Origin of the sequence: Serratia nematodiphila DZ0503SBS1, from assembly GCF_000738675.1 — a bacterium.
Classification (GTDB): domain Bacteria; phylum Pseudomonadota; class Gammaproteobacteria; order Enterobacterales; family Enterobacteriaceae; genus Serratia; species Serratia nematodiphila.
Map to the genome: position 1 here is coordinate 1,444,066 of NZ_JPUX01000001.1, position 26,262 is coordinate 1,470,327.

The 26,262-nt window shown below is 59.8% G+C and carries 24 protein-coding genes; 14 read left to right on the forward strand and 10 right to left on the reverse strand.

All coding sequences use genetic code 11. The annotated features are described in order from the left end of the window. Nucleotides 1-45 precede the first annotated feature (45 nt). The 5 genes from JL05_RS06590 (at nt 46) to maa (ending at nt 3,395) form a co-directional block, all read left to right on the forward strand. Nucleotides 46-513: an Lrp/AsnC family transcriptional regulator gene (locus JL05_RS06590; protein ID WP_004936775.1), complete on the forward strand. Its 468-nt coding sequence runs from the start codon at nt 46-48 to the stop codon at nt 511-513. Nucleotides 514-596: 83 nt separating this feature from the next. Continuing rightward, complete coding sequence (locus JL05_RS06595; protein WP_033631977.1) at nt 597-1,790, forward strand: amino acid aminotransferase; 1,194 nt, start codon at nt 597-599, stop codon at nt 1,788-1,790. Between the two features lie 124 nt (nt 1,791-1,914). Then, entirely contained in the window at nt 1,915-2,331 is a 417-nt protein-coding gene (locus JL05_RS06600; RefSeq protein ID WP_004936779.1) for a secondary thiamine-phosphate synthase enzyme YjbQ, read from the forward strand. A gap of 4 nt (nt 2,332-2,335) precedes the next feature. Further along, nucleotides 2,336-2,689: an MmcQ/YjbR family DNA-binding protein gene (locus JL05_RS06605; RefSeq protein ID WP_004936783.1), complete on the forward strand. Its 354-nt coding sequence runs from the start codon at nt 2,336-2,338 to the stop codon at nt 2,687-2,689. 148 nt (nt 2,690-2,837) lie between these two features. After that, nucleotides 2,838-3,395, forward strand: a complete 558-nt coding sequence (maa, locus tag JL05_RS06610; protein WP_021505134.1) for a maltose O-acetyltransferase — start codon at nt 2,838-2,840, stop codon at nt 3,393-3,395. Between the two features lie 31 nt (nt 3,396-3,426). Here the strand turns inward: maa and JL05_RS06615 are convergent, their stop codons facing one another. After that, nucleotides 3,427-4,479 (reverse strand): NAD(P)-dependent alcohol dehydrogenase, encoded by a 1,053-nt coding sequence (locus tag JL05_RS06615; protein ID WP_004936787.1) that lies wholly within the window; start codon nt 4,477-4,479, stop codon nt 3,427-3,429. Between the two features lie 229 nt (nt 4,480-4,708). Continuing rightward, complete coding sequence (gene uvrA, locus JL05_RS06620; protein ID WP_033631978.1) at nt 4,709-7,537, reverse strand: excinuclease ABC subunit UvrA; 2,829 nt, start codon at nt 7,535-7,537, stop codon at nt 4,709-4,711. 277 nt (nt 7,538-7,814) lie between these two features. Here uvrA and ssb1 point away from each other — a divergent pair, with 277 nt between their 5' ends. Next, complete coding sequence (gene ssb1, locus JL05_RS06625; protein WP_004936793.1) at nt 7,815-8,345, forward strand: single-stranded DNA-binding protein SSB1; 531 nt, start codon at nt 7,815-7,817, stop codon at nt 8,343-8,345. Nucleotides 8,346-8,430: 85 nt separating this feature from the next. On the opposite strand, the gene JL05_RS06630 is transcribed toward ssb1, so the two are convergent. The 3 genes from JL05_RS06630 to JL05_RS06640 all read right to left on the reverse strand — a co-directional run bounded on the left by JL05_RS06630 (nt 8,431) and on the right by JL05_RS06640 (nt 10,802). Continuing rightward, nucleotides 8,431-9,387 carry a cyclase family protein gene (locus tag JL05_RS06630; RefSeq protein WP_033631979.1) on the reverse strand — a complete coding sequence of 319 codons (957 nt, stop codon included), beginning with the start codon at nt 9,385-9,387 and terminating at the stop codon, nt 8,431-8,433. Between the two features lie 219 nt (nt 9,388-9,606). Further along, nucleotides 9,607-9,819, reverse strand: a complete 213-nt coding sequence (locus tag JL05_RS06635) for a YdgH/BhsA/McbA family protein (RefSeq protein WP_004936800.1) — start codon at nt 9,817-9,819, stop codon at nt 9,607-9,609. A gap of 233 nt (nt 9,820-10,052) precedes the next feature. Next, nucleotides 10,053-10,802 carry a 3-oxoacyl-ACP reductase family protein gene (locus JL05_RS06640; protein ID WP_033631980.1) on the reverse strand — a complete coding sequence of 250 codons (750 nt, stop codon included), beginning with the start codon at nt 10,800-10,802 and terminating at the stop codon, nt 10,053-10,055. Between the two features lie 127 nt (nt 10,803-10,929). Between JL05_RS06640 and JL05_RS06645 the strand changes: the two genes are divergently transcribed. Continuing rightward, a complete protein-coding gene (locus JL05_RS06645) occupies nt 10,930-11,847 on the forward strand; it encodes a LysR family transcriptional regulator (RefSeq protein ID WP_033631981.1) in 918 nt (305 codons plus the stop codon). A 55-nt stretch (nt 11,848-11,902) separates the two neighbouring features. On the opposite strand, the gene bhsA is transcribed toward JL05_RS06645, so the two are convergent. After that, the gene (gene bhsA, locus JL05_RS06650) at nt 11,903-12,163 is read right to left on the reverse strand and encodes a multiple stress resistance protein BhsA (RefSeq protein WP_033631982.1); all 261 of its coding nucleotides are present in this window, start codon (nt 12,161-12,163) and stop codon (nt 11,903-11,905) included. A 195-nt stretch (nt 12,164-12,358) separates the two neighbouring features. On the opposite strand from bhsA, the gene JL05_RS06655 reads away from it, so the two are divergent. From JL05_RS06655 to JL05_RS06675, 5 genes are all read left to right on the forward strand, one after another. Beyond that, nucleotides 12,359-12,802, forward strand: a complete 444-nt coding sequence (locus JL05_RS06655) for a lipocalin-like domain-containing protein (protein ID WP_033631983.1) — start codon at nt 12,359-12,361, stop codon at nt 12,800-12,802. Then, nucleotides 12,799-13,467: a glutathione S-transferase family protein gene (locus JL05_RS06660; protein WP_033631984.1), complete on the forward strand. Its 669-nt coding sequence runs from the start codon at nt 12,799-12,801 to the stop codon at nt 13,465-13,467. The genes JL05_RS06655 and JL05_RS06660 overlap by 4 nt, the downstream gene beginning before the upstream one ends. A gap of 47 nt (nt 13,468-13,514) precedes the next feature. After that, entirely contained in the window at nt 13,515-13,922 is a 408-nt protein-coding gene (locus tag JL05_RS06665) for a VOC family protein (protein WP_015379207.1), read from the forward strand. A gap of 333 nt (nt 13,923-14,255) precedes the next feature. Continuing rightward, nucleotides 14,256-15,617 carry an NCS2 family permease gene (locus tag JL05_RS06670; RefSeq protein WP_004936819.1) on the forward strand — a complete coding sequence of 454 codons (1,362 nt, stop codon included), beginning with the start codon at nt 14,256-14,258 and terminating at the stop codon, nt 15,615-15,617. 197 nt (nt 15,618-15,814) lie between these two features. Further along, nucleotides 15,815-17,464: a Na+/H+ antiporter gene (locus JL05_RS06675; RefSeq protein ID WP_004936822.1), complete on the forward strand. Its 1,650-nt coding sequence runs from the start codon at nt 15,815-15,817 to the stop codon at nt 17,462-17,464. 73 nt (nt 17,465-17,537) lie between these two features. Here the strand turns inward: JL05_RS06675 and JL05_RS06680 are convergent, their stop codons facing one another. Then, entirely contained in the window at nt 17,538-18,425 is an 888-nt protein-coding gene (locus tag JL05_RS06680) for a LysR family transcriptional regulator (RefSeq protein WP_004936826.1), read from the reverse strand. Between the two features lie 140 nt (nt 18,426-18,565). Between JL05_RS06680 and JL05_RS06685 the strand changes: the two genes are divergently transcribed. Together JL05_RS06685 and JL05_RS06690 are read left to right on the forward strand one after the other, a co-directional pair. Further along, nucleotides 18,566-18,988, forward strand: coding sequence for a CidA/LrgA family protein (locus tag JL05_RS06685; protein WP_004936830.1), 423 nt, complete (start codon nt 18,566-18,568; stop codon nt 18,986-18,988). Further along, nucleotides 18,981-19,670, forward strand: coding sequence for an LrgB family protein (locus JL05_RS06690; protein ID WP_004936833.1), 690 nt, complete (start codon nt 18,981-18,983; stop codon nt 19,668-19,670). The genes JL05_RS06685 and JL05_RS06690 overlap by 8 nt, the downstream gene beginning before the upstream one ends. A gap of 41 nt (nt 19,671-19,711) precedes the next feature. Here the strand turns inward: JL05_RS06690 and JL05_RS06695 are convergent, their stop codons facing one another. The 3 genes from JL05_RS06695 to lpxP all read right to left on the reverse strand — a co-directional run bounded on the left by JL05_RS06695 (nt 19,712) and on the right by lpxP (nt 26,084). After that, nucleotides 19,712-23,650: a non-ribosomal peptide synthetase gene (locus JL05_RS06695; protein ID WP_033631985.1), complete on the reverse strand. Its 3,939-nt coding sequence runs from the start codon at nt 23,648-23,650 to the stop codon at nt 19,712-19,714. A gap of 702 nt (nt 23,651-24,352) precedes the next feature. Continuing rightward, nucleotides 24,353-25,048 (reverse strand): CTP synthase C-terminal region-related (seleno)protein, encoded by a 696-nt coding sequence (locus JL05_RS06700; protein WP_238545835.1) that lies wholly within the window; start codon nt 25,046-25,048, stop codon nt 24,353-24,355. Between the two features lie 115 nt (nt 25,049-25,163). Then, the gene (gene lpxP / locus JL05_RS06705) at nt 25,164-26,084 is read right to left on the reverse strand and encodes a kdo(2)-lipid IV(A) palmitoleoyltransferase (RefSeq protein ID WP_033631986.1); all 921 of its coding nucleotides are present in this window, start codon (nt 26,082-26,084) and stop codon (nt 25,164-25,166) included. Nucleotides 26,085-26,262 lie beyond the last annotated feature (178 nt).

A 26,262-nucleotide genomic window follows, 5' to 3' on the forward strand; every position in this document is an offset into this window, starting at 1 on the left:
GTAGGCTGTAACGTCAACATTTATTAACACAGTTTACAGGTGGCTATGTACAACATTGACGATTTTGATATGAAAATCCTGACGCTGTTACAGGCCAACGGCCGTCTGACCAATCAGGAGCTGAGCGAGCTGGTGGGGCTCTCCGCTTCCCAGTGCTCACGGCGGCGCATCAGCCTGGAGCAGGCGCAGCTGATCCGCGGTTACCACGCGCGGCTGGCGCCGGAGGCGGTCGGCCTGGGGCTGGTGGGGCTGATCGAAGTCAGCCTGATCACGCACGCGCAGGAGCAGATCGACAGCTTTCATCAGATGCTGGAGGAAGTGGACGCGATCCTGGACGCTTACAAGACCACCGGCGACGCCGATTACCTGCTCAAAGTGGCGGTGGCGGACCTGCCGGCGCTGAGCGAGTTCATCAGCCAGACGCTGTCGCCGCACAAAAGCGTGGCGCATATCAAAACGGCGGTGGTGCTCAATCGCATCAAGGAAAACGGTTTATTGCCAGTGGCGAGATAAAGCTAAAACCGAATGCGCTTTTCCGTCTATATTAGGAACGTAACGCTGTGCCCAAAACCACAATAAACCAGGAGAAAAACCCCGTGTTCCAGAACGTTGACGCCTATGCCGGCGATCCCATTCTGTCGCTGATGGAAAAATTCAAACAAGACCCGCGCGCGCACAAGGTGAACCTGAGCATCGGCCTGTACTACGATGCGCAGGGCATCATTCCGCAGATGCGGGCGGTCGCCGCGGCGCAAGCGCAGTTGAACAGCGTCGAGCATGGCGCCTCGGTATACCTGCCGATGGAAGGGCTGCAGTCTTACCGTTCCGCCATCCAGCAGCTGCTGTTCGGCGCGCAGCACCCGATGCTGCAGCAGGGGCGCATCGCCACCATTCAGACCGTCGGCGGTTCCGGCGCGTTGAAAGTGGGCGCCGACTTCCTGAAAAGCTATTTCCCGGATTCGCAGGTGTGGGTCAGCGATCCGACCTGGGAAAACCACGTCGCCATCTTCAGCGGCGCCGGTTTCAAAGTGAATACCTATCCATATTTTGACAGCGAAAGCCTGGGCGTGAAGTTCGACGCCATGCTGGCCGCGCTGAAACAGCTGCCGAAGCACAGCATCGCGCTGCTGCACCCGTGCTGTCACAACCCGACCGGTTCCGACCTGACCCCCGCCCAGTGGGATGAGGTGGTCGAGGTGATCGCCGAACGTGAAATCATTCCGTTCCTCGACATCGCCTATCAGGGCTTCGGCGGCGGCATGGAGCAGGACGCCTACGCCATTCGCGCCATCGCGGCGGCCGGTTTGCCGTGCCTGGTGAGCAACTCGTTCTCGAAGATCTTCTCGCTGTACGGCGAGCGCGTCGGCGGCCTGTCGGTGGTGTGCGAAAGCGAAGAGGCGGCCGGGCGCGTGCTGGGCCAGCTGAAGGCCACCGTGCGCCGCAACTACTCAAGCCCGCCAAACTTCGGCGCGCAGCTGGTGGCCAAGGTGCTGAACGACGCCCAGCTCAAAACCCAGTGGCTGGACGAGGTGGAGAGCATGCGCACCCGCATTCTCGAGATGCGTCACGCGCTGGTGGACACCCTGAAGAGCGCGCTGCCGCAGCGCAACTTTGATTACCTGTTGGCGCAGCGCGGCATGTTCAGCTACACCGGCTTCAGCGCGGCGCAGGTCGATCGTTTGCGTGAAGAGTTCGGTGTCTACCTGATCCACAGCGGCCGCATGTGCGTGGCCGGCCTGAACCACAACAACGTGCGCCAGGTGGCCGAGGCGTTTGCCGCGGTGCAGTAACGCCTGTTAGTCTGAACGGACGTTGATCGGAGCGATAGCGATATCGCTCCTTTTTTATTGCCGGCGCGCCGCCGAAGTTGCCGCAAACCGGAGAGAGAATATACTGATTGAGGGGCGCTCACTCATGTGGCATCAGCAAACGCTAATCCTCAGCGCAAAAGCGCGTGGCTTTCATCTGGTTACCGACGAGATAGTCAACCAGTTAACCCACTTACACCGCCTGCAAACCGGCCTGCTGCATCTGTTGCTGCAGCACACCTCGGCCTCGCTGACGCTCAACGAGAACTGCGATCCCACGGTGCGAGCCGATATGGAGCAGCATTTCCTGCGTCAGGTGCCGGAAAACGCACCCTATCAGCATGACTACGAAGGGCCGGACGACATGCCGGCGCACATCAAATCCTCGCTGCTGGGCGCTTCCTTGACGCTGCCCGTCAGGCACGGGCGGCTGATGTTGGGCACATGGCAGGGCATCTGGCTGGGAGAGCACCGCATCCACGGCGGAGCACGCCGTATTGTGGCCACGTTACAGGGGGAATAACCCAATGAATAACAGCGCATTGCTGGAGTACTGCATGGCGAAGCCGGGCGCGGAGCAGAGCGACCAGAACCAGTGGCAGGCCAGCCAAATCAAGGTGGGCGACGTGATGTTCGCCATGGTGTGCGAGGTCGAAGGGCGGCCGGCGCTGGCGGTCAAGTCCAGCCCGGAGCTGGCGGAAAGCCTGCGTGAACACCATCCGGAGATCGTCGCCTGTGACGGCCTGAACAAGGCGCACTGGAATACGGTGTTTCTCGACGGCAACCTGCCGAACTCGCAGTTTTACACGCTGATCGACAGCTCCTATCAGCTGGTGGTGGACGGCCTGCCCGAACACGTGCGCCAGGAACTGCGCGCCTGATTGCCGGGCGGCGGCGCCGCCCGTTTTTCTTCTGTTTTTTCATGTTAAAGCGTGATCGCGGCCTGGATTTGGGAACGTTCCCCTTTTTATTGCGGCACTAAAACAGCTACGCTTGGGCATTCAAGACACGCGGATGAAGGAGGCCGACATGGCCATGAGCGAAGAAAAGCGCAAGATGATCGCCGGGGAACTGTACGACGCCGGCGATGAACTGCTGCGCAGCGAACGCCGGCGCGCACGCCAGCTAACGCATCGCTATAACCACTCCTCGCCGGAGGAGGGCGAGCTGCGCAAACAATGGTTGGGTGAGTTGCTGGGCCGCTATCAGGGCGGTACCATCGAGCCGACCTTCCGCTGCGACTACGGCTATAACATCTATCTCGGCAAGAACTTCTACGCCAACTTCGACTGCGTGATCCTCGACGTATGCGAGGTGCATATCGGCGACAACTGCCTGCTGGCGCCGGGCGTGCATATCTATACCGCCACCCATCCGCTGGACGCCGAGACTCGCGTCGGCGGGGCGGAGTTCGGTAAGGCTGTCAGGATTGGCGACAACGTGTGGATCGGCGGGCGCGCGGTGATCAATCCGGGAGTGACCATCGGCGATAATGCGGTCGTGGCCTCCGGCGCGGTGGTGACCAAAGACGTGCCGGCCAATTGCGTGGTGGGCGGCAACCCGGCCAGGATCATCAAGCAGCTATAAAAAAACGGGCGCCGCCGGGCGCCCGCCGTCATCAGGCGCGCAGCGAGTCGATATCCACCACGAAGCGGTACTTCACGTCGCTTTTCAACATGCGTTCATAGGCCTCATTAATTTGCTGCATCGGGATCAGCTCGATATCCGACGTGATGCCGTGCTGCCCGCAGAAGTCCAGCATCTCTTGCGTTTCCGCGATGCCGCCGATCAGCGAACCGGCGATGCGGCGACGCTTCATGATCAGGTTGAACACCTGCGGCGACGGATGATCGTGCTCCGGCGCGCCGACCAGCGTCAGGGTGCCGTCGCGGCGCAGCAAGTTGAGGAACGGGTTCAGATCGTGCTGAGCCGCTACCGTGTTGAGGATGAAGTCGAAGCTGTTGACGTGCTGCGCCATCTCATCCGGGTTGCGCGAAATCACCACTTCATGGGCGCCGAGGCGCTTGGCGTCTTCGATTTTCGACGGCGAGGTGGTGAACAGCACCACATGCGCGCCCATCGCCCGCGCCAGTTTGACGCCCATGTGCCCCAGCCCGCCGAGCCCGACGATGCCGACCTTTTTGCCTGGCCCCGCGCCCCACTGGCGCAGCGGCGAATAGGTGGTGATGCCGGCGCACAGCAGCGGCGCGACGCCGGCCGGATCGAGGTTTTCCGGCACGCGCAGCACGAAGTCCTGATCCACCACCAGATTGGTGGAGTAGCCGCCGTAGGTCACGGCGCCGGTGTGGCGATCCTGGCCGTTATAGGTACCGGTAAAGCCGTTCTCGCAATACTGTTCCAGCCCCTCATCGCAGCTCGGGCAGCTGCGGCAGGAATCCACCATGCAACCGACGCCGACCAGATCGCCGATTCGGTAACGCGAGACATGGTCGCCGACGGCGCTAACGCGGCCGACGATTTCGTGACCCGGCACCACCGGGTAAATCGTATTGCTCCATTCATTGCGCGCCTGGTGCAGATCCGAGTGGCAGACGCCGCAGAACAACACCTGAATTTGCACATCGTGGTCGCGCAGGGCGCGCGGCTGGTAATCGAAAGGCACCAGCGCAGACTTCGCGTCATGCGCTGCATAGGCATGAGTAATGTTCATGGTCGCTCCAGTTATCAATGTAGGGGGGACAACGTTTGACCGGCAGCGAAGTGCCGGCGAGACGCGGCCTGAATCAGACAGGGCGGCCGCCGAGGGAACATTGATGATAGAAGCGGTGAGCGCGGAGGGAAATGCCTGAAAATGTCGAAATCTTGCCTGTTTCTGTTCGATTGCGGGGAAACGGGGCAGCGTGCGGACCGCCTGAACGACGGCCCGCACGCCGGCGACATTACTGGTTCAACAGCGGCTTCAGGAAGCGTGCGGTGTGCGATTTCTCGCAGTCGGCGACCGTTTCCGGCGTGCCGGCGACCAGGATCTCGCCGCCGCCGCTGCCGCCTTCCGGCCCCAGATCGACGATCCAGTCGGCGGTTTTGATCACGTCCAGGTTATGCTCGATGACCACGATGGTGTTGCCCTGATCGCGCAGCTGATGCAGCACCGCCAACAGCTGTTGGATATCGGCGAAGTGCAGACCGGTGGTCGGTTCGTCGAGGATATACAGCGTTTGGCCGGTGCCGCGCTTCGACAGTTCGCGCGCCAGCTTGACGCGCTGCGCTTCACCGCCGGAGAGCGTGGTGGCCGACTGGCCGAGGCGGATGTAGGACAGGCCGACATCCATCAGGGTCTGCAGCTTGCGCGCCAGCGCCGGCACCGCGTCGAAGAAATCGCGCGCTTCTTCGATGGTCATCTCCAGCACTTCGTGGATGCTCTTGCCCTTGTACTTCACTTCCAGCGTTTCGCGGTTATAACGCTTGCCCTTGCACTGGTCGCACGGCACGTAGATGTCCGGCAGGAAGTGCATCTCGACCTTGATCACCCCGTCGCCCTGGCAGGCTTCACAGCGCCCGCCCTTGACGTTGAAGCTGAAACGGCCCGGCGTGTAACCGCGGCTGCGCGATTCCGGCACGCCGGCGAACAGCTCGCGCACCGGGGTGAAGATGCCGGTGTAGGTGGCCGGGTTGGAGCGCGGCGTGCGGCCGATCGGGCTCTGATCGATGTCGATCACCTTGTCGAAATGCTCCAGGCCGGTCACTTCGCGGAACGGCGCCGGTTCGGCGATGGTGGCGCCGTTGAGCTGGCGCTGGGCTATCGGGAACAGCGTATCGTTGATCAGCGTCGATTTGCCGGAGCCGGAAACGCCGGTGATGCAGGTAAACAGCCCGACCGGCAGCGTCAGCGTCACGTCCTTCAGGTTGTTGCCGCGCGCGCCGCTCAGCTTCAGCACCTTGGTCGGATCGGCCTGCACGCGCTGCGCCGGAATGGCGATCTCGCGCTTGCCGCTGAGGAACTGGCCGGTCAGCGAGTCCGGCTGCGCCATGATGTCGTCGACGGTGCCTTCTGCCACCACCTGGCCGCCGTGCACGCCGGCACCGGGGCCGATGTCGATCACGTGATCGGCGGCGCGGATGGCGTCTTCGTCATGCTCCACCACGATCACCGTGTTGCCGAGGTTGCGCAGGTGGATCAGCGTTTCCAGCAGGCGCTCGTTGTCGCGCTGGTGCAGGCCGATCGACGGCTCATCCAGCACGTACATCACGCCCACCAGGCCGGCGCCGATCTGGCTGGCCAAACGGATACGCTGCGCTTCGCCGCCGGAGAGCGTCTCCGCCGAGCGGGACAGTGACAGGTAGTTCAGGCCGACGTTCACCAGGAATTTCAGGCGATCGCCGATCTCTTTCAGCACTTTTTCGGCGATTTTGGCGCGTTGGCCGCTGAGCTTCATGTTCTGGAAGAAGGTCATCGCATGGCCGATGCTCAAATCGGAGATCTCCGGCAGCGTGGTGTCTTCGACGAACACGTTGCGCGCTTCTTCGCGCAGGCGGGTGCCGTGGCACGAGGCGCAAGGGCGGTTGCTGATGAACTTCGCCAGCTCTTCGCGCACCGCGCTGGATTCGGTCTCTTTGTAGCGGCGCTCCATGTTGTGCAGCACGCCTTCGAACGGATGGCGGCGCACGGTGGTGTCACCGCGATCGTTGATGTATTTGAATTCGATCGACTCTTTGCCGGAGCCGCTCAGCACTGCCTTCTGCACGTTGGCGCTCAGGGTGTTGAACGGCGCCTCTACGTCGAACTCATAATGCTCCGCCAGCGAGCGCAGCATCTGGAAGTAATAGAAGTTGCGGCGATCCCAGCCGCGGATCGCGCCGCCGGCCAGCGACAGCTCGGGGTTTTGCACCACGCGATCCGGATCGAAGAACTGCTGCACGCCCAGGCCGTCGCAGGTCGGGCAGGCGCCGGCCGGGTTGTTGAAGGAAAACAAGCGCGGTTCCAGCTCGCGCATGCTGTAGCCGCAGATCGGGCAGGCGAAGTTGGCGGAAAACAGCAGCTCGTCCGCTTTCTCGTCGTCCATGTCCGCCACCACCGCGGTGCCACCGGACAATTCCAGCGCGGTTTCGAACGATTCGGCCAGGCGCTGCGCCATGTCGTCGCGCACCTTGAAGCGATCGACCACCACTTCGATGGTGTGTTTCTTCTGCAGCTCCAGCTTCGGCGGATCGGACAGATCGCACACTTCGCCGTCGATGCGCGCGCGGATGTAGCCCTGGGCGGCCAGGTTTTCCAGCGTTTTGGTGTGCTCGCCCTTGCGGTCTTTCACCACCGGCGCCAGCAGCATCAGGCGTTTGCCTTCCGGCTGGCTCAGCACGTTATCGACCATCTGGCTGACGGTTTGCGCCGCCAGCGGCACATGGTGATCCGGGCAGCGCGGTTCGCCAACGCGGGCGAACAGCAGGCGCAGGTAGTCGTGGATCTCGGTGATGGTGCCGACCGTGGATCGCGGGTTGTGCGAGGTGGATTTCTGCTCGATGGAGATCGCCGGCGACAGGCCTTCGATATGGTCGACGTCGGGTTTTTCCATCAGCGACAGGAACTGGCGCGCATAGGCGGAGAGCGATTCGACGTAGCGGCGTTGCCCTTCGGCATACAGCGTATCGAAAGCCAGCGATGACTTGCCGGAACCGGACAGGCCGGTGACGACGATCAGTTTGTCACGCGGGATGATCAGGTTGATGTTTTTCAGATTATGGGTTCGAGCACCACGAACTTCGATATTGTCCATTTACACTTCCCGTCTTGATGATACACCGCGCCTGTCGCGATTTTTGCGGGGGATTTTGTGATGGATCTCGCAAAAAACCGGCACAGCCTGGTCGAAACGCATAATTATGACACAAAAAAACCTGAATGAATATCCAGTATGCGAATGCAACAAGGTCGATCGAAAAGACAATTCTGGAATGCAATTCGCACTTATCAACACGGGTGTGGTTTCGCACTCAGCGTGGTAAACTGACGCGTTTATACTGTGTAGAAATCAATCATCGGGAGAAGTGCTCATGGCCAGCAGAGGCGTAAACAAAGTAATTCTGGTCGGGAATCTGGGTCAGGATCCAGAAGTCCGTTACATGCCGAACGGCGGCGCAGTGGCCAACATTACCCTGGCGACCTCCGAAAGCTGGCGTGACAAGGCGACCGGCGAACAGAAAGAGAAGACCGAGTGGCACCGCGTCGTGCTGTTCGGCAAACTGGCCGAAGTGGCGGGCGAATACCTGCGTAAAGGCTCTCAGGTCTACATCGAAGGCTCCCTGCAGACCCGTAAATGGCAGGATCAGAGCGGCCAGGATCGCTACACCACCGAGATCGTGGTTAACGTCGGCGGCACCATGCAGATGCTGGGCGGCCGTCAGGGCGGCGGCGCACCGGCCGGTCAATCTGCCGGCGGCCAGGGCGGTTGGGGCCAGCCTCAGCAGCCACAGGGCGGCAACCAGTTCAGCGGCGGCCAGCAGCAGTCTCGCCCGGCGCAGAACAGCGCACCGGCGACCAGCAACGAACCACCAATGGATTTCGACGACGATATTCCGTTCTAAGCCTGGCGACAGCGCTAAAAAAACCCCGCTCAGGCGGGGTTTTTTGTGTTCGTTAGCCGCTGATTTTCTGCGGCGGTGTCGCCAATCAGTAAATTGCTACCGGGTTGATATTGACCTGAGTTGAACCGACATACAGCGGTTGCCCCAGTACGAACAGGAATTCCCAGGTTTTCGTGCGTACCAGCGGGCGGCTGTCGATCAGCTCCAGGTTATAGACGCCGCGTTTGGCCAGCAGGTACTGGTTGACCGGGAACTCTTCGTCATTTTTCGGGTTAGGGTAAACTTCGGAGGCCCAGGTATCACCGCCGAAGGCCACGATGCCTTGGTCGGCCAACCATTTCGCCGCTTCCATGCCGATACCCGGTTCAACTTCCAGGAACTTTTTATTGTCTTTGCCAATCAGCTCCAGCCAGCCGGTGTTGAACAAGACAACGTCGCCTTTGCGTAAACTGATGCCCTGCTTTTTAAGCACCGCTTGAATATCCGCAACGGAAAATTCGGTGCCGCCCGGAACGATCGCTTTATTATAATAAGCCGTCATATCGAGTACGACGCCGCGTGTGACCATGGGCGGCACTTTTTCCACGCCCAATTTTTTCACGCCATCTACGGTGACGAAATCCGCCGCTTTATTGCCGTTATAATAAACATTGTCGATGCCGATATGGCCAATGCCATTCAACTGAGTGCCGACGCCGGTCCAGGCATTCACCAATTCATCATTAAAGGTGAATTTATTTGGGCCAAGCGTTTTACCGTCCTGCTGACCAGGCTGAATATTATATAAGCGGAAGCTGCGGTGGCGGAACGCCGGGAAATCTTTATCGACGGGCACCGCCAATGGCAATGTCTTGCCTTGTTTTACCAACTGCACAGACTGTAATACGACCTCTGGCGTGAGCAGGTTGGCCGCGCCGATTTCGTCTTTTGCGCCGTAAACGGAAGGATACCAGTCTGACGACTGCACGGCGGATTCTGCGGCGTGCGCGGGCACTGCGGCCAGCAAGGGCAGCAAGAGGGAGAGGCGATACAATGATTTCATCAGTGACTCATCCTTATAACGGAGTATTGCAGGGCGAATGAAAGTGAGCCTCCGGAAATTGGCGGCGTGAGGCCGCCGAATAATAACCGGTGAGGGAACGGCTCATTTTTTCTGTGTACTGGGTACGCCAGCGTGATTTTTAAAAAGGCGCCCGGCGATGATTTCCTTAATCATGCGGTAATGAATAACGCCGTATGCACGGCGTTATCGCTAAACGCATTATTTTTTCAGTTCTGCACTCATGGTGACGAAATTGCCCATGTAGGCGCTGGTAATTTTGTAGCCGCTTGCGCCGGCTTCTTGCGCTTTTTTAGCGATGAGGGCTTCGGTGGAATCCAGTGTTCTGCCGGTTGCGGTCACGCTTTCTGCCGCGGCATTAAACGACAGCATGGAAAACAGAGCGAGTGAAATAACGGTGGTCATGGTTTTCATATCTTTATCCTGTGTTCGAAGGTTCGAAAAATAAGGGTGTCCGGTACGACACGATGGAGCGAAGGATAAAGACGTCGGCCTGGTGAATAAATAACAGAATCGTCAATAAACTATTCCATTTTTGCGCATAAACTAATTCTATTATTGTCTTTCAAGGCCGAATATGCCGTGCGAGGTGAGAAGCGCTCGTCGGGGAGCGAATGAAAAAAAAGCCCCTTGCGGGGCTTTGAGCGCTACGCCGAGAAGCCGCCGTCGATGCTCAGACTGGCGCCGGTGATATAACCCGCCTGCGGGCCCGCCAGGTAGGTGACGAAACCGGCGATTTCTTCATCTTTGCCGTAACGGCCGATCGCCATCAGCTGCTTGAGCTGATCGGCAAACTCGCCGGCGTCCGGGTTCATTTCGGTGTCCACCGGGCCGGGCTGCACGTTATTGACGGTGATGCCGCGTGGGCCGAGATCGCGCGCCATGCCCTTGGTCAGCCCGACCAGCGCCGATTTGCTCATCGCGTACACCGCCGCGCCGCCGAACGGCACGCGCTCGGCGTTGGTGCTGCCGATGTGGATGATACGGCCGCCGTCGTTCATGTGGCGCGCCGCCTCCTGGCTGGCGACGAATACGCTGCGTACGTTGACCGCCAGCATGCGATCCAGGTCGTCCAGCGCCAGTTCCTCGGTGCCGCCCAGCGTAAATACCCCGGCGTTGTTCACCAGAATATCCAGGTTGCCGAAGTGACTCACCGCCTGGCGAACCGCCTGCTGCAGCGCCGCAGCATCGGCGCTGTCGGCCTTGATGGCGAGGGCTTTGCCGCCGGCGGCGGTAACGGCGCTCGCCACCGCTTCGGCGCGATCGGCCGAGGCGGCGTAGGTAAAGGCGACGGCGGCGCCCTCGCTCGCCAAGCGTTTAACGATGGCGGCGCCGATGCCGCGGGAGCCGCCCTGAACGAATGCGACTTTGCCTTGCAGTGGGAGTGCTGTGGTCATGTTATTTCTCCAGAGTGGATGAGGGTAAAGTGTCGGCATTCAGTATCGGAGATCGCTTGCACGGCCACTAGCCACAAAGAGCTATAATCAGTTAAAACCATTAGTTTAAAATCCATAAGGAAAAAGCATGCTGGGACATCTGGAGTGCTTCGTCAGCAGCGCGGAAAACGGCAGTTTCTCCGCCGCCGGCCGCAAGCTGGGCCTCAGCCCGGCGGCGGTAAGCAAGAATGTCACCCGGCTGGAGGCGGTGGTCGGCGTGCGGCTGTTTCAACGCAATACCCGCAAGTTGATCCTCACCGAAGCAGGCGAGCGTTTTCTCAGTGAGGTGAGCGGCGGGTTGCAATCGATCCAGTGTGCATTGAAGGGGTTGAGCAGCGGCGGCGGCGCGGCGGCCGGCGGCTTGAAGGTCAGCATGGGCACCGCCTTCGGCCTGCACTTCGTGTTGCCGATGCTGCCGATGTTTTTGACGCAGTACCCGGCGATTGTACCGGACTGGCATTTCGACAATCGCCAGGTGGATCTGATCGGTGAGAACTTTGACGCTGCGCTGGGCGGCGGCATCGAGTTGGCGCAGGGGATGATTGCTCGCGAGCTGGCGCCTGCGCATGGCGTATTGGTCGCTTCGGCAGAATACTTGCGGCAGCGGCCGCCGTTGACGGAGCCGGAGCAACTGGCGCAACACGCCGGGATTTTCATCCGTTCGCCGCAGACCGGGCGCATTCGCCACCAGCCGCTGCGAAATGCCCAGAATGAGCAGCGTGCGCCGGGGATGACGGTCAGCATGACGGTCAATGAACCGGAAGCGGCGGCGCGGGCGGCGGAAATGGGATTGGGCATCGCGCTGATCGGCATGCCGAATGCGGCGCCTTATCTGGAAAGCGGCCGTCTGATGCGGGTTCTGCCGGGCTGGTATGTCGATCGCGGCAGCGTGTATCTCTATTTTCCCACCACCAAATTCTTACCGACCAAAACCCGGGTGTTTGTCGATTTCATCACCGAACAGTTCCGCCTGCAGAAGTTGGCGGCGCGCTTCGACGCCCGCTAAAACGAGAAAAGCCCCTTGCGGGGCTTCTTTCTTCCGTCGGTTGGCTGTCCGACGATCAGTTGAAGATTTCTGCGGTGCCGTACAGTTTGTTCTGACCACCGGCGGCGACGATGCGGTAGGCGCTGGCGCCCGACGCGGCGGCTTTGCTGGCCAGTTCGCTTTCCAGCGCGCTCAGGTTAGCGGCGCCGCTCACGGTGACGACGCCGATCTTCTGGGCGCCTGCAGCAGGTTGGTTGGAAGGCAGGTCAGCGGCGAAGGTAGCGAAAGAAGCGGTAGCCAGCAGCGCAGCGGTAGCAAAAATTTTGACGTTTTTCATGATGCGTTCCTCAGAGTGTTTGTTAGGTGAGAGCCCGTTGTCTCTCGATGTGTTAAATACTAGTGCACCGGGTGTGAATAAAAAATCGGAGAGTTTTGAGTATCTCTGTCAAATAAATTGATTGTTTTTCATCCGCTGGCGCGGGGCAACAATCGCCACTACCCTTTACAGACGATCCTTAACCGGAGAAGCGTCATGACGATAAACGCGTTTATCGGCAGTTGGGCGTTGGTGTCGTCGGCGTTCAAAAACCAGAACGGCGAGCTGAATTACCCGCTGGGCGAGCAGGTGTTGGGGCGCATCCACTATGAGGCCAACGGCACGATGGCGGCGCAGCTATACAGCGCCGTGCGGCCGCGTTTCGTCGCCGACGATTTGGCGCAGGGATCCGAGCGGGAGATCCATGCCGCCTTCATCAATATGATTTGCTACTTCGGCCGTTATCAGGTGGAAGAAAGCGAGCAACGGGTGGTGCATCAGGTTGAAGGCTGCTCGTTCCCCAATTGGATAGGCAGCCGTCAGGTGCGCTTTTACGCCTTTAACGCCGATCGGCTGACGTTGCGCACGGTGCCGCTGCAGCTCGGCAACGGCGTGCAGGTTGGCGAACTGGTGTGGCAGCGGACAGGAGCGTCGTCATGATCATCGTTCATCATCTCAATCACTCGCGGTCGCAGCGCATTCTGTGGTTTCTGGAAGAGCTGGGCGTGCCCTATCAGGTGCAACGCTACGAGCGCGATCCCAACACCATGCTGGCGCCGCCGGCGCTGAAAAAGATCCACCCGTTGGGCAAATCGCCGGTGATCGTCGATGGCGATCTGACGCTGGCGGAATCCGGCGCCATTATCGAATACTTGCAGGAAGCCTACGACGCACAGGGCATGTTTATGCCAACCGACTTCCACGCGCGTCAGCAATACCGCTACTGGCTGCACTACGCCGAAGGATCGCTGATGCCGCTGTTGGTGATGAAGCTGGTGTTCAGCCGTCTCGGCCAGCCGCCGATCCCCTGGCTGCTGCGGCCGGTGGCCGGCGCGATCGGCAAAGGCGTGCAGCGGGAATACCTCGACAAGCAGATCGCGCCGCACTGCGAATTCCTCGAACAGCACCTGAATAAGGGCAGTTGGTTCGTTGGCAGCGACTTCAGCGCGGCGGATATTCAGATGAGCTTCCCGCTGGAGGCGATGGCGGCGCGCGGCGCGTTGGATGATTGCCCGAAACTGCGCGGCTTCCTGCAGCGCATTCACGCCCGGCCCGCCTACCAGCGGGCATTGGAGCAGGGCGGCCCTTACGACCTGCTGAGTTAAGCGGATGGGCTATACTCGATGGGGTCATTCTTCATCGGAGGTAGCCCATGGCTACGCAAATCTTCGTTAACCTGCCCGTACGCGATCTGCCCGCCTCAATGGCGTTTTTCACCCAGCTCGGCTTCAGCTTCAACCCGCAATTTACCGACGATACCGCCGCCTGCATGGTGGTCAGCGACACGATTTACGTGATGCTGCTGACCCACGACAAATTCAGGATGTTTACCCCGAACCCGATCGGCGACGCCAAACAGGCCACCGAAGTGTTGGTGTGCCTGTCGCAACCCAGCCGGGCGGCGGTGGACGAACTGGTGCGCAAGGCGATCGCCGGCGGCGGCAATACCTATCATCCGCCGCGGGACTATGGCGTGATGTACGGCCACGGATTTCAGGACCTGGACGGCCATATCTGGGAATTGATGTATATGGATCCCGCGGCGGTGCAGGCGCAATAAGCTCGCCGTGAAGCAGGTCGGCAGGGGCGCCGGATCGCCCCGTCTTTTCGCGCACAAGCCATTCCCGCCGTTTTCTGCATAAATTGCCGCGATCTTTAGTTGATTAGACGCTAGGGAAGGCAGGATAATCGTTTGCCTTGAATAAACCACCATAAATCACCCGTACCGCGCGCTGCGAGTTAAACGTTTGCCTGGGTGCGCATCGCCGTTGGCGGTGTGGCATAAGGGCAGGGATGCGGAACGTGACGTAAACGATTACGTGGCGATCGGGCGCGGGCGAGATTACAGGCCTGCTGTGACGGGCCGATTCATGAAACACAGGGGAAGTAACCTATGTCGAACTCTCAAGCGAACCACGCCGCAAAACCAACCGGCGGGCTTGATGGCTATTTTAAAATTTCCGCGCGCGGCAGCAGCGTGCGTCAGGAGGTGGTGGCGGGGCTGACCACCTTCCTGGCGATGGTGTACTCGGTGATCGTGGTGCCGAGCATGCTGGGCAAAGCGGGTTTCCCGCCGGCGGCGGTGTTTGTCTCCACCTGCCTGGTGGCCGGTCTGGGGTCGCTGCTGATGGGGCTGTGGGCTAACCTGCCGATGGCCATCGGCTGTGCGATCTCGTTGACCGCCTTTACCGCCTTCAGCCTGGTGCTGGGCCAGCACATCAGCATTCCGGTGGCGCTGGGCGCGGTGTTCCTGATGGGCGTGCTGTTTACCATTATCTCGGTCACCGGCATCCGCGCCTGGATCCTGCGCAACCTGCCGATGGGCGTGGCGCACGGCACCGGCATCGGCATCGGGCTGTTCCTGCTGCTGATCGCCGCCAACGGCGTCGGCCTGGTGGTGAAGAACCCGCTGGATGGCTTGCCGGTGGCGCTCGGTGCGTTCACCTCTTTCCCGGTCGTCATGACGCTGGTCGGCCTGGCGGTGATCTTCGGCCTGGAGAAACTGCGCGTGCCCGGCGGCATTTTGCTGGTGATCATCGCCATTTCCATCATCGGCCTGATCTTCGACCCGGCGGTGAAATATCAGGGGCTGTTCGCCATGCCGAGCCTGGCGGACGCTGACGGCAAATCGTTGATCTTCAGCCTGGATATCATGGGCGCATTGCAGCCGGTGGTGTTGCCGAGCGTGCTGGCGCTGGTGATGACCGCGGTGTTCGACGCCACCGGCACCATCCGCGCGGTGGCCGGGCAGGCCAACCTGCTGGATAAAGACGGGCAGATCATCAACGGCGGCAAGGCGCTGACCTCGGATTCCCTGAGCAGCATCTTCTCCGGCCTGGTGGGCGCCGCGCCCGCTGCGGTTTATATTGAGTCCGCCGCCGGCACCGCCGCGGGCGGCAAGACCGGCCTGACCGCCACCGTGGTCGGCATTCTGTTCCTGCTGATCCTGTTCCTGTCGCCGCTGGCCTATCTGGTGCCGGTTTACGCCACCGCGCCGGCGCTGATGTACGTCGGCCTGCTGATGCTGAGCAATGTCACCAAGCTGGACTTCAACGACTTCGTCGACGCGATGGCCGGCCTGCTGTGCGCCGTGTTCATCGTGCTGACCTGCAACATCGTCACCGGCATCATGCTGGGCTTCAGCTCGCTGGTCATCGGCCGCATCTTCTCCGGCGAATGGCGCAAGCTGAACATCGGCACCGTGCTGATCGCCGTGGCGCTGGTGGCGTTCTACGCCGGCGGCTGGGCGATTTAAGCCGCTTGGGTTTCCCTCGCCCGCCGGGCGGGGGAGCCTGTTACGGCAATTCCCTTCTTAAGATAAGTCTTCTTCTGCTCTGCACCGCGTTTTGAAAGGCACAACAAGCTTTAACGGCTGTAAAAAAAGTGATCTACTATCGTGACCAACGCAGGCCCTGAGCCGATGTCGTCTGAATCGTAGAGTCTAAGGAAAGCATGGAAATCTTTTTTACAATCCTCATTTTGATCCTGGTGGTCTCCCTGTCCGGGGTGGTGACGCGCATGTTGCCGTTCCAGGTGCCGCTGCCGCTGATGCAAATCGCCATCGGGGCCTTGTTGGCCTGGCCGCATTTCGGGCTGCACGTCGATTTTGATCCCGAACTGTTCCTGGTGCTGTTCATCCCGCCGCTGCTGTTTGCCGACGGCTGGAAAACGCCGACGCGTGAATTCCTGCATCACGGGCGTGAAATTCTCGGCCTGGCGCTGGTGCTGGTGCTGATCACCGTGGTCGGCGTCGGTTATCTGATCTACGCCATGGTGCCGGGCATTCCGCTGGTGGCGGCCTTCGCCCTGGCGGCGGTGCTGTCGCCGACGGATGCCGTGGCGCTGTCCGGCATCGTCGGCAAAGGGCGGATCCCCAAGCCGATCATGGGCGTGCTCGAGGGCGAGGCGCTGATGAACGACGCCTCCGGCCTGGTGTCGCTCAAGTTCGCCATCGCGGTGGCGATGGGCACCATGGTGTTCACCGTGGGCGGCGCGACCCTTGAATTCCTCAAAGTGGCGATCGGCGGCCTGCTGGCCGGCGTGGCGGTCACCTGGACCTACAGTAAATCGCTGCGGGTGATGAGCCGCTGGAGCGGCGACGATCCGGCGACCCAGATCGTGTTCCTGCTGCTGCTGCCGTTCGCGTCCTACCTGATTGCCGAACATATCGGCGTTTCCGGCATCCTGGCGGCGGTGGCGGCGGGGATGACCATCAGCCAGTCCGGCGTGATCCGCAACGCGCCGCTGGCGATGCGTCTGCGCGCCAACAGCGTGTGGGCGATGCTGGAATTCGTGTTCAACGGCATGGTGTTCATCATGTTGGGCCTGCAGCTGCCGGGCATTCTTGAAACCTCCATCCTGCAGGCGGAGCTGGATCCGACCATCCAGACCTGGTACCTGTTCGCCGACGTGGCCACCATCTACGCCGCGCTGTTGGTGCTGCGCTTCACCTGGCTGTGGGTGATGAAGAAGGCCAGCAACCGCTTTATGAAAAAGCGTCCGCTGCAGTTCGGCGATTACAGCACGCGTGAGCTGTGGGTGGCGTCGTTCGCCGGGGTGCGCGGGGCGATTACCCTGGCCGGTGTGCTGTCGATACCGCTGTTGCTGAGCGACGGCACCGCCTTCCCGGCGCGCTATCAGCTGGTGTTTATCGCCGCCGGGGTGATCCTGCTGTCGTTGATCGTCGGCGTGCTGGCGTTGCCGCTGCTGCTGCGCGGCGTGCAGGTCACCGACAAGAGCGCCAGCAAGCAGGAAGAGCGCATGGCGATCGCCATGGCGGCCGAAGTGGCGATTGAGAGCGTGAATAAAATGGAAGAGCGCCTGGTTGCCGATACCGAAGAAAACCTCGATCCGCAGGTGTTGAAAGAGGTCAGCTCGCGGGTGACGGGCATGCTGCGGCGGCGCATCGCGTCGAAAGACGATATCGAGAATGCGCTGGCGATGGAAAACCTCGAGCGGCGTTTCCGCCTGACGGCGCTGCGCGCCGAGCGCGGCGAGCTGTACCACCTGCGCGCCACGCAGAAAATCAGCAACGAGACGCTGCAAAAACTGCTGCACGATCTCGACCTGCTCGAAGCGCTGCTGATCGAACGCGAAGGGTAAGTCTCAGAAGAGGAATAAACGTTTTCCTCTCAATTTCTGTCCTGAAGGGCCGCCTGTGCGGCCCTTTTTTTGGTTACTTGAGCGGCGGCCAGTAGTCGCGGCAGCAGGCGATCCAGGCCTGCGCGCTGTGCGACAGGTAGCTGCCCTGGCGCCAGATCAGGCCGATTTTCCACTCCATGCGCGGCTCCAGCGGCAGCCAGACCAGGTTTTCCTTGTCCAGCCAGCGACAAACCGGCTCCGGCAGCATGGCGATGCCCACGCCGGCCTGCACCATCGAGGCGAGAAAGTCCCATTGGCCGCTGCGCACCGCGATTTGCGGTTCAAAGCCGGCCAGGCGAAACGCCTTCATCAGCATTTTGTACAGCGCAAAGTCTTCGTTATAAATCAGGATCGGGCTGTCGGCCAATTCGGCGATATTGATGCTGGTGCGGTTGAGCCACTGCGGCGTGCGCGGCGCCACCACGCACATCGGATGGCCCAGCAGCGGCAGAAAGGTCAGCGGCTGCGCCGAATCGAAGGGCAACACGGTCATCGCCAGATCCAGTTCGCCGGACATCACCGCCTGTTCGACCGACAGCCCGCCCAGCTCGGAAATCTTCAATTCGATGCCGGGGTAGGTCTGGCGAAAGCGGCGGATCAGATCGGCAATCTGCCTGCCGACCATCGGCGGAATGCCCAGCCGCAGCACGCCCTTTTTCACCGAGCTGATGTCTTCCAGCTCCGCCTCCAACTGGCGGAACTCGTCGAGGATCGTCAGGCCGCGCTGGTACACCGCCTGGCCGCTGTCGGTCAGGCGCAGCTTGCGGCCTTCGCGGATCAGCAGCGTGCATTCCAGCTCTTCCTCCAGATGCCGCAGCATTTTGCTGATGGTGGGCTGGGTGACGAACAGTTTTTCCGCCGCGCGGGTGAAGCTTTGCTGGCGCACCACTTCAACGAAGTAGCGCAGGGTGCGGACATCCACGTTAGGGTTCTCCTTGGGGACGCTACCGGCGGGAAACTATTCCCGGACGGCATGATGACGATAATTTTAATTCATTTCAGGCGTGGTTTCCCGGCTGCGTATACTGTAGGCCGTCAATTTATTGTTCGAGGTTATCTTTCATGTCTCTGGCGTTACGCCGCGTTGCCCCCTCCCTGCTGACCCGTTTGCAGGTGCCGATCCAGGTGGCGTTGTATGCGGCGCTGTTCCTGATCGCCGATCGTCTGGTGCAACAATTCCACCTGCCGCTCCCCGCCAATATCGTCGGCATGCTGATGCTGCTGGCGCTGATCCTGCTGCGCATTCTGCCGCTGAGTTGGGTCAAGGCCGGCTCCCGCTGGCTGCTGGCGGAAATGCTGCTGTTTTTCGTGCCGGCGGTGGTGGCGGTGGTCAACTATGCCCAGCTGTTGATGGTCGAAGGCTGGAAGATCTTTCTGGTGATCGCGGTCAGCACCATGCTGACGCTGGGCGCCACCGGGCTGGTGGTGGACAGGGTGTATCGGCTGGAGATTTGGCTGCAGCGGCGGAAGCAGCGCCATGAATGATTTTATCCTCAGTCTGGCCTGTTTTCTGGCGACGCTGGCGCTCTATTTCGCCAACAAGAAACTCTATCGCCGCCGCCGCACGTTGCTGCTGATGCCGCTGGTGCTGACGCCGATGATTCTGGTGTTGCTGCTGGTGGTCACCCACATCTCCTATCAGGACTACATCGGTGAAACCCACTGGCTGCTGTGGCTGCTGGGGCCGGCGACCATCGCCTTCGCGGTGCCGGTGTACGAGAACCTGCATATCATCCGTCGCCACTGGCTGTCGCTGACCGCCGGGGTAACGACCGCGGTGCTGGTAGCGGTTTACAGCTCGGTGTGGCTGGCGCGCCTGCTGACGCTGCCGGAAGAGGTGCAGCGCAGCCTGGCGGTGCGGTCGATCACCACGCCGTTCGCGCTGGAGGCCGCCAAGCAGATGGGGGGCCAACCGGACCTGGTGGCGTTGTTCGTGGTGATCACCGGGGTGTTCGGCATGGCGGTGGGCGACATTCTGTTTCTGCGGCTGGCTGTACGCAGCCGCCTGGCTAAAGGGGCCGGATTTGGCGCATCGTCGCACGGCGCCGGCACCGCCCGCGCCTATGAACTGGGGCCGCAGGAGGGCGTAGTGTCGAGCCTGGTGATGATGTTGGCCGGCATTATCACGGTGGTGGCCGCGCCACTGATCGGCCGGCTGATGTGGTAAGGAGGCGGTCTGCGGCGAACTGCGCCGCAGACCGTAGAGCGTCAAGGAAGGTTGCCTAGCATCACCGGCGTGCGCGATGACTGTCGCAAGGCGCGTCCTATCTCCTCGTGGCTGAAGATAATGGAGTGATGATTGCAGGGCAACGGATGCACCTGCAGATGTTGACCGATTGCCGACAGGCCATTGTCGGCAATCGCCAGCAGTTCCCGCTCATCGCCCAGGCCGGTGATATTCAGATTTGCATCTTCGGTCGCCTTGAACAGCGTGATGCGTGCATGTTGCAACGGTGCGCTGAGCGTTTGTTTCGCCAATGCCAGCTCCGTCGGCTCTGCCTTTAAGGCCCGGTCGGCGGCCTCGCCGTCAATACCCAACATGGCCAGCATCGCCGCCAGCATGCCCGGCTCGCTGCGGATCTGGAATGGGGTTCGGTAGAAGGTATCAAGCAGGAACAGTTGGATATCGCGATAGCCCTGGCTTTCCAGTTGAGCGGCCATCTCCAGCGCGATCAGGCCCCCTAGCGACCAACCCAACAGACGGACGGGGCGCGCCGGCGACAGCCGCATATGGCCGAGATAATACGCCGCCAGCTCGCGTAGCGAAGTGATGTGCGGCTGTTGGAACAGGTTGTAATTGTTGATGCCTAACACATTGAAATCTTTCTCTAAATAGTTCGCCAGATCGCGATAAACATCGCAACCGGTGACGGCAGGATGGATCATCCAAACGCTGTCGGGGGTGATGGCGTGGTTCAGGCGCTCTACCTGTTTAAAGGTAAAACTGGCCTGATTCAGACGCGTCAACAGCTGCTGCAGAGGTTCGGAGGTGGCTGGAGCCGTCGCGGGCACGCCGTCGGTGAGAATACGGGCCTGGCCGCGCAGCGTCGAGTGAGCAAACAGCGTCTTAATGCCTAACGAATGCCCGTGTCGCTTCAGTTTAACCAGCAGTTGAATGGCGTGCAGCGAATGGCCGCCCAGCGCGAAGAAATCATCGTCGCGGCCAATGCGCGTTGTGCCCAGCAGTTCGCTCCACAGTTCGGCCAACTGCTGTTCCTGCTCGCCTTGCGGGGCTTCATAAGCAGCGGTTTCCTGCATGTTGGCCGGTGCCGGTAACGCTTTGCGATCCAGCTTGCCGTTGGGCGACAGCGGAAAAGCATCCAGCCGGATAAAACAGGACGGCACCATAAAGTCCGGCAGGTGTTGCTGCAATTGCCGACGCCATTCGGCGGCGTCGGCCGTTTGCTCTGGGGCGATGACATAGGCGACCAAGCGCTTGCCGCCGCTTTCGTCTTCCCGTGCCAGAATGGCGGCGTCTTCAACCCCTGAACACTGTCTGAGCTGTTGCTCGATCTCGCCTAATTCAATGCGCAGGCCGTGGATTTTGACCTGGAAATCGTTTCTGCCCAGATACTCAATGTTGCCATCCGGCAACCAGCGGGCCAGATCGCCGGTTTTATACAGGCGAGCCTGCGGCTCGGCGCTGAAAGGATCGGCGATAAATCGCTCGGCGCTCAGCGCCGCGCGGTTCAGATAACCACGGGCAACCTGAATACCACCGATATGCAATTCGCCGGCGATGCCAGGCGGTAACGGTTGCAGTTGGTCATCCAGAATATGGAGCTGGGTATTGGCGATAGGTTTACCGATCGGTACCAGCGGGCGAGGATCATCGGGCAGGCATTGCCAGCTGGAAACGTCTACGGCGGCTTCCGTCGGGCCGTAGAGATTGTGCAGTTCCGCCTGCGGCAACTGCTGCAGGCAACGTTGTACCGTAGCGAGCGGCAACGCCTCGCCGCTGCACACGATGCGTTTCAGGGAGGCGCACTGCGCCATATCGCCGTGGCGCAGAAACAGTTGCAGCATAGAGGGGACGAAATGCAGTGTGGTGACGCCATGTTGTGCGATGCAGGCGCTGAGATAATCCGGCTCCTGGTGACCGCCCGGTTTGGCGATGGCCAGCCGGGCGCCGACCATCATCGGCCAGAAAAACTCCCAGACAGAGACGTCGAAGCTGAACGGCGTTTTCTGCAGCACGACATCATCCGGCGTCAGTGTATAAGCCTTTTGCATCCACAGGAGTCGGTTGATCACCCCGCGGTGTTCGTTCATCACCCCTTTGGGTTTCCCCGTCGAGCCGGAGGTGTAAATCACATAAGCCAGGCTGCGCTGTGGATCGGCGGCCAGCGGCGGCGGGTTGCCATCCGGCGCTTGCCGCCACAGATGGCTCTCACGCTGAAGATGCAATCGCGGCACGGCGATATCGCGCAGTGGGTGCAGCGCGTGTTCGCCGCCATCGTCGATCAGAACGAATCTGGCACCGCAATCTTGCAGCATGTGGCGCAGGCGGTCTTGCGGATAGTCGGGATCGAGCGGTACATAGGCGGCGCCCGCCTTCAGGATGGCGTACAGGGCAATCACCATATCCGGGCTGCGGTTGACGCATACCGCGATGCGATCGTCAGGCTGTAATCCCTGCAGCCTGAGAAAGGCAGCCAATCGATTCGCCCGCTGATTCAGCTGTTGATAACTGATCTCGTGGTCCCCGTAGCACAGCGCCGGCGCTTCTGGCGTCAGCGCGGCCTGCCGTTCCAGGAATTGATGTACGCCTTGCGGCATGTCTGCCCATGTTTGTCGGGTTTCATTCCATTGATGGAAGATTTGCTGTCTTTCCTGCGGCAACAGCAGCGGTAACTGCCCCAGCGGCAGCGCCGGATCGCCGTCCAGTAGCGTGTTCAGCAGGTGCAGTATGCGGGCGGCGATGCGCTCACCGTCTTCCTGACTGAACCAGGCCTGATTGAGGTTGAACTCCAACAGCGGGTCGTCGCCCGGATGGTAATGGCGCAGGTAGACGCCGAGGGGCAGCTGTTCCTGACCGTGGTGCAGGTTTTCAACCTTGAACTGGCTGCCTTCCAGTTCGATGTCGGTCGGAAAAACCTCCAGAGAAAAGCTGATGTCGAACAGCTGGCGCCGATCCTGCTGATGCAGGTTCAACTGGCGGTTGAGTTCGGCAATGGGAAAACGCTGGTGACGATAGCACTGGCGCAGCTCGCTGCCGATTTGCCGCAGTAAGTGGCCGAAGGATTGCTGTGAATCGACCGTGATGCGCAGTGGGATCATCGAGGAAAACATGCCCAATGTTTGCTTATGTTCGGCGGTACTGCGGTTATGTACCGGCACGCCCAGCGTGAATTGATCGGTTTGCCAAATCCGGGCGAACCAGGTGGCCAGCAAAGCGCTAAAAAAATGCATTGCAGAACCGCCCTGCGCGGCGGCGTATTGTTCCAACTGTAGGAAACGCTCGCGTGGCAACCGCTTGATTATCTGATGGCTGGGGTAGGTTTGTTGCTCACAGTGATTTTGGCGGCGTTCCAGCATGGAGGGGGGCGCGTCGATGAAACGCTTCAACCAGAAATCACGATCGCGCTCGTAGCGTGGAGACTGCTGATAGGTGCGATCGCTGATGACGAAGTCTTGGTAACGCGAGCGGGGGGCTTCGTTTTTTATCCCTGCTTTTAATTGTTTATAGCGCTCCATGATCATTTTGCTCAGCAGGGAAATTGAGGTGCCGTCCGCAATCAGGTGATGGGAAGCAAGCAGCCATAGCGTGCTGGATCCGCTGACTTTGGCCAGGTGGCAGCGCCAAAGCAGGCTGTCATACAGTGAATAAGGCTGCAGGAATTGAGAACGAAGGTGTGTTTCTGCCAGGCTGATGGCATCTTGTCTGTGCGAAAAATCGTGGTAATGCAGGTCGATATAGGCCCGGTCGCAGGTTTCCTGGGTAATGCCTTGCGGCGTTTCTTTCAGCGTGGTTTGCAACGCATCATGTTGTTGCTGTATTTGCCGTATGGCTTCTTGAAAAAGCGGTAGCGAAATCTCGCGCTCTACGCGCCATAAACACCCAACGTTATATAAGGGGATATCGGGGTTTAAAGATTGGTCTAGCCACACGGCTTGTTGCACGGTCGTCAGGGAATAAGCGGACACGGAACCACCTCCACAAATAAGGAATGAATCGAATTAAATAAAATGAGTCGCAGCCAAGCACTCGAACATTATAAAAGGTGATTGTTAAGTTGGCCTGTTTTCACATTAAATATTTTTAATGGTTTTTTTTAATTATAATTAATTCAATGTATTCACTATTAATGATTTATGTTTTATTTATTTTTAAACTAATTTTTTGCCATTACTTTTGTGGCGTGTTAATCACGATTGACTGGCTTTTCTACGTGGTATTGGTAAGTGTAATTGTGTAATTTATTGTTTTGTTTGTATTTTTTTTGTTTTTGGTGAAAAAGAGCGGAGCTGAGGCGGTTCGTGGGCGATAACGGAGTGGTATCTCAGCGGGCAAGTTCGGTTGCTTCTCTGCAAGAGATAACAGGCTGAATCATAAAAAATTATAAAGAATCTCTTATGCTGTATTATTATAAAAGAAATAATAATGAATAATAAGAAGTAAAGCTTATTGTGATTTCATGCATTTCTTTATTCGTAATTCTGCTGTTAACTTTCATAGGAGTGTGACGTTTCAATTAAACTGCGATGAATGATCCGTTATTGGGCAATTAATGGATTAACTTTAATGAGATAATAAATGTGAAACGTTGATGCCGAGTGATACCCGAAATGAAAGGCGCAACGAGAACCCTGTCTCGCTGCGGCTCGATCCTACGGGGAGGTAGCAGGTTAGCAGACGGCGGCTTTGACGAGTTCCACCACCAGCGGCGAAAGCTCGTCGCGCAGTGCAGCGCGTTCCGACTGGAACAGCGTGGCGACGTAAAAACGCCGCTCCGGCAGTTCGATGGCGCGCACGTCGCCTTCGGCATCGTGGCCGCTGATAATCAGCGGGAAGCGCTCAAGGTCGGCGACGAAGTCCGGAGCCACGCCAAAGTTGCAGTGGTAGCCTTCATGGGTGTTCAGGCTGCCGTAGGCCTGCGCGACACGGGTGTCAGGCTGAAAAACGATGTCGCCGGTTTTTTCCACCAGCGAGCAGCTCAGCGGAGCGATCACCAACCGGCCACCGCTGTCGGTTTCCGCATGGCCGGCGTCGTGCCAGCCCATCACGTTGCGGGCGTACTCGATGATGGCGTACTGAAAGCCGCCGCAGGAACCGAGGAACGGCACGTCGTTTTCCCGCGCATGCCTGATCGCCATAAAGGCGCCGTCGTCGTGACAATATGGGCTGCCTGGCACCACCCAGATGGCATCGAAATCTTGCAGGACATCGGGGGAGGTCAGGGTTTCGGTCGGTAGCCACTGGGGCTGCACGTCGATGTCGAGATGGGCGGCGGTGAGTTGGAGCGCCACGGGGATGGCCTGATGGGCCACGGCTTGCGGGTTGTAATCACCGACCAGAGCAATGCGGACTTGAGCTTTCATCATTTCCTTTCCTGTGCGGGTAAAGAAGGAGATTACAGGAAAGCGAAATGTTGAGCCGCAGATTTTTTAAACGCGGCGCACAAAAAAGCCCGGCGTCGGCCGGGCTGGAAAACGGGGCTCAGTACAGCGACGGCGCGCCGACCGGCCGGGTTTTGAAGCGGCGATGCAGCCACAGATATTGCTCCGGCGCCCGCATGATCTCTTTTTCGATCACTTTGTTCATATAAGCCGCCGCCGCCTGTTCGTCGCTGAGCGGGTAGCCTTCCAGGGCCGGCTGGATCAGCAGGTCGTAGCCGCGGCCGCCTTCACGGCGGATCAGCACCACCGGCACCAGCGCCGGGTTGGCCATGCGCGCCAGCATGAAGGTGCCGCTGGTGGTGGCGGCCTGATCGACGGCGAACAGCGGCGCGAATACGCTGCCGCGCGGGCCGTAATCTTGATCCGGCGCGAACCAGACCGCCTCACCGCGCTTGAGTGCGTGCACCATGCCGCGCAGATCCTTGCGATCGATCATCGCCTTGTTGGAGCGCATGCGGCCCTTGGTTTGCGCCCACTCCATCGCCTTGTTGTTGTGCGGGCGGTACATCGCCATCATCGGTTGGCACAGGCCCATTGCCCGGCCGCCCAGCTCAAGCGACATAAAGTGCACGCCGATCACCAGCACGCCGCGGTCGTCACGCTGCGCCATTTTGAGGTGGTTGATGCCGGAGACGTTAAACCAGCGCTTAACGCGTTTATCCGACCAGAACCAGGCCATGCCGGTTTCCAGCAGGCCCATGCCGAGGGACTCAAAGTTGCCCACTACTTTACGCTCGCGCTGTGTTTCGTCCATTTCGGGGAAGCACAGTTCGAGGTTGCGGCGGGTGATGGCGACGCGACGCTTAAGAAAGCGCATCGAGGTGCGCCCCATCCATACGCCAAGGCGGTTAAGCAGCGGGTAGGGGAGTTGCACCAGCAGGAACAACAGGGCCAGGCCGAACCAGGTCAGCCAGTAGCGCGGGTGCAGCAAGGAAAGTTGAAATCTCTTTTGGCGTTTCATAGCAGCTCGTTTATGCGTTAGGGGGTAGCAACCTGTAGCGCATAAAGGATCCACTCGATAGCGATACAACTACTCAGACACCCGGGGACGGCCAGGGTTTAGTCAGAATTCCATAATTGACTAAACATTTACATTCGAAGGGCGGTTTGCGCTGCTATCAGGCTTCGGAGGGATAGCT

Bases quoted from the DNA above. Each gene is read 5' to 3' on its own strand.
- JL05_RS06660 (WP_033631984.1), top strand. From the start codon at position 12,799: ATGATCATCGTTCATCATCTCAATCACTCGCGGTCGCAGCGCATTCTG.
- JL05_RS06605 (WP_004936783.1), top strand. From the start codon at position 2,336: ATGAATAACAGCGCATTGCTGGAGTACTGCATGGCGAAGCCGGGCGCG.
- JL05_RS06655 (WP_033631983.1), top strand. From the start codon at position 12,359: ATGACGATAAACGCGTTTATCGGCAGTTGGGCGTTGGTGTCGTCGGCG.
- JL05_RS06665 (WP_015379207.1), top strand. From the start codon at position 13,515: ATGGCTACGCAAATCTTCGTTAACCTGCCCGTACGCGATCTGCCCGCC.
- JL05_RS06630 (WP_033631979.1), bottom strand. From the start codon at position 9,387: ATGAAATCATTGTATCGCCTCTCCCTCTTGCTGCCCTTGCTGGCCGCA.
- lpxP (WP_033631986.1), bottom strand. From the start codon at position 26,084: ATGAAACGCCAAAAGAGATTTCAACTTTCCTTGCTGCACCCGCGCTAC.
- JL05_RS06640 (WP_033631980.1), bottom strand. From the start codon at position 10,802: ATGACCACAGCACTCCCACTGCAAGGCAAAGTCGCATTCGTTCAGGGC.
- JL05_RS06645 (WP_033631981.1), top strand. From the start codon at position 10,930: ATGCTGGGACATCTGGAGTGCTTCGTCAGCAGCGCGGAAAACGGCAGT.
- JL05_RS06615 (WP_004936787.1), bottom strand. From the start codon at position 4,479: ATGAACATTACTCATGCCTATGCAGCGCATGACGCGAAGTCTGCGCTG.
- JL05_RS06590 (WP_004936775.1), top strand. From the start codon at position 46: ATGTACAACATTGACGATTTTGATATGAAAATCCTGACGCTGTTACAG.
- JL05_RS06685 (WP_004936830.1), top strand. From the start codon at position 18,566: ATGTCTCTGGCGTTACGCCGCGTTGCCCCCTCCCTGCTGACCCGTTTG.
- JL05_RS06600 (WP_004936779.1), top strand. From the start codon at position 1,915: ATGTGGCATCAGCAAACGCTAATCCTCAGCGCAAAAGCGCGTGGCTTT.
- uvrA (WP_033631978.1), bottom strand. From the start codon at position 7,537: ATGGACAATATCGAAGTTCGTGGTGCTCGAACCCATAATCTGAAAAAC.
- JL05_RS06675 (WP_004936822.1), top strand. From the start codon at position 15,815: ATGGAAATCTTTTTTACAATCCTCATTTTGATCCTGGTGGTCTCCCTG.
- JL05_RS06635 (WP_004936800.1), bottom strand. From the start codon at position 9,819: ATGAAAACCATGACCACCGTTATTTCACTCGCTCTGTTTTCCATGCTG.
- JL05_RS06700 (WP_238545835.1), bottom strand. From the start codon at position 25,048: ATGATGAAAGCTCAAGTCCGCATTGCTCTGGTCGGTGATTACAACCCG.
- JL05_RS06690 (WP_004936833.1), top strand. From the start codon at position 18,981: ATGAATGATTTTATCCTCAGTCTGGCCTGTTTTCTGGCGACGCTGGCG.
- bhsA (WP_033631982.1), bottom strand. From the start codon at position 12,163: ATGAAAAACGTCAAAATTTTTGCTACCGCTGCGCTGCTGGCTACCGCT.
- maa (WP_021505134.1), top strand. From the start codon at position 2,838: ATGGCCATGAGCGAAGAAAAGCGCAAGATGATCGCCGGGGAACTGTAC.
- JL05_RS06670 (WP_004936819.1), top strand. From the start codon at position 14,256: ATGTCGAACTCTCAAGCGAACCACGCCGCAAAACCAACCGGCGGGCTT.
- ssb1 (WP_004936793.1), top strand. From the start codon at position 7,815: ATGGCCAGCAGAGGCGTAAACAAAGTAATTCTGGTCGGGAATCTGGGT.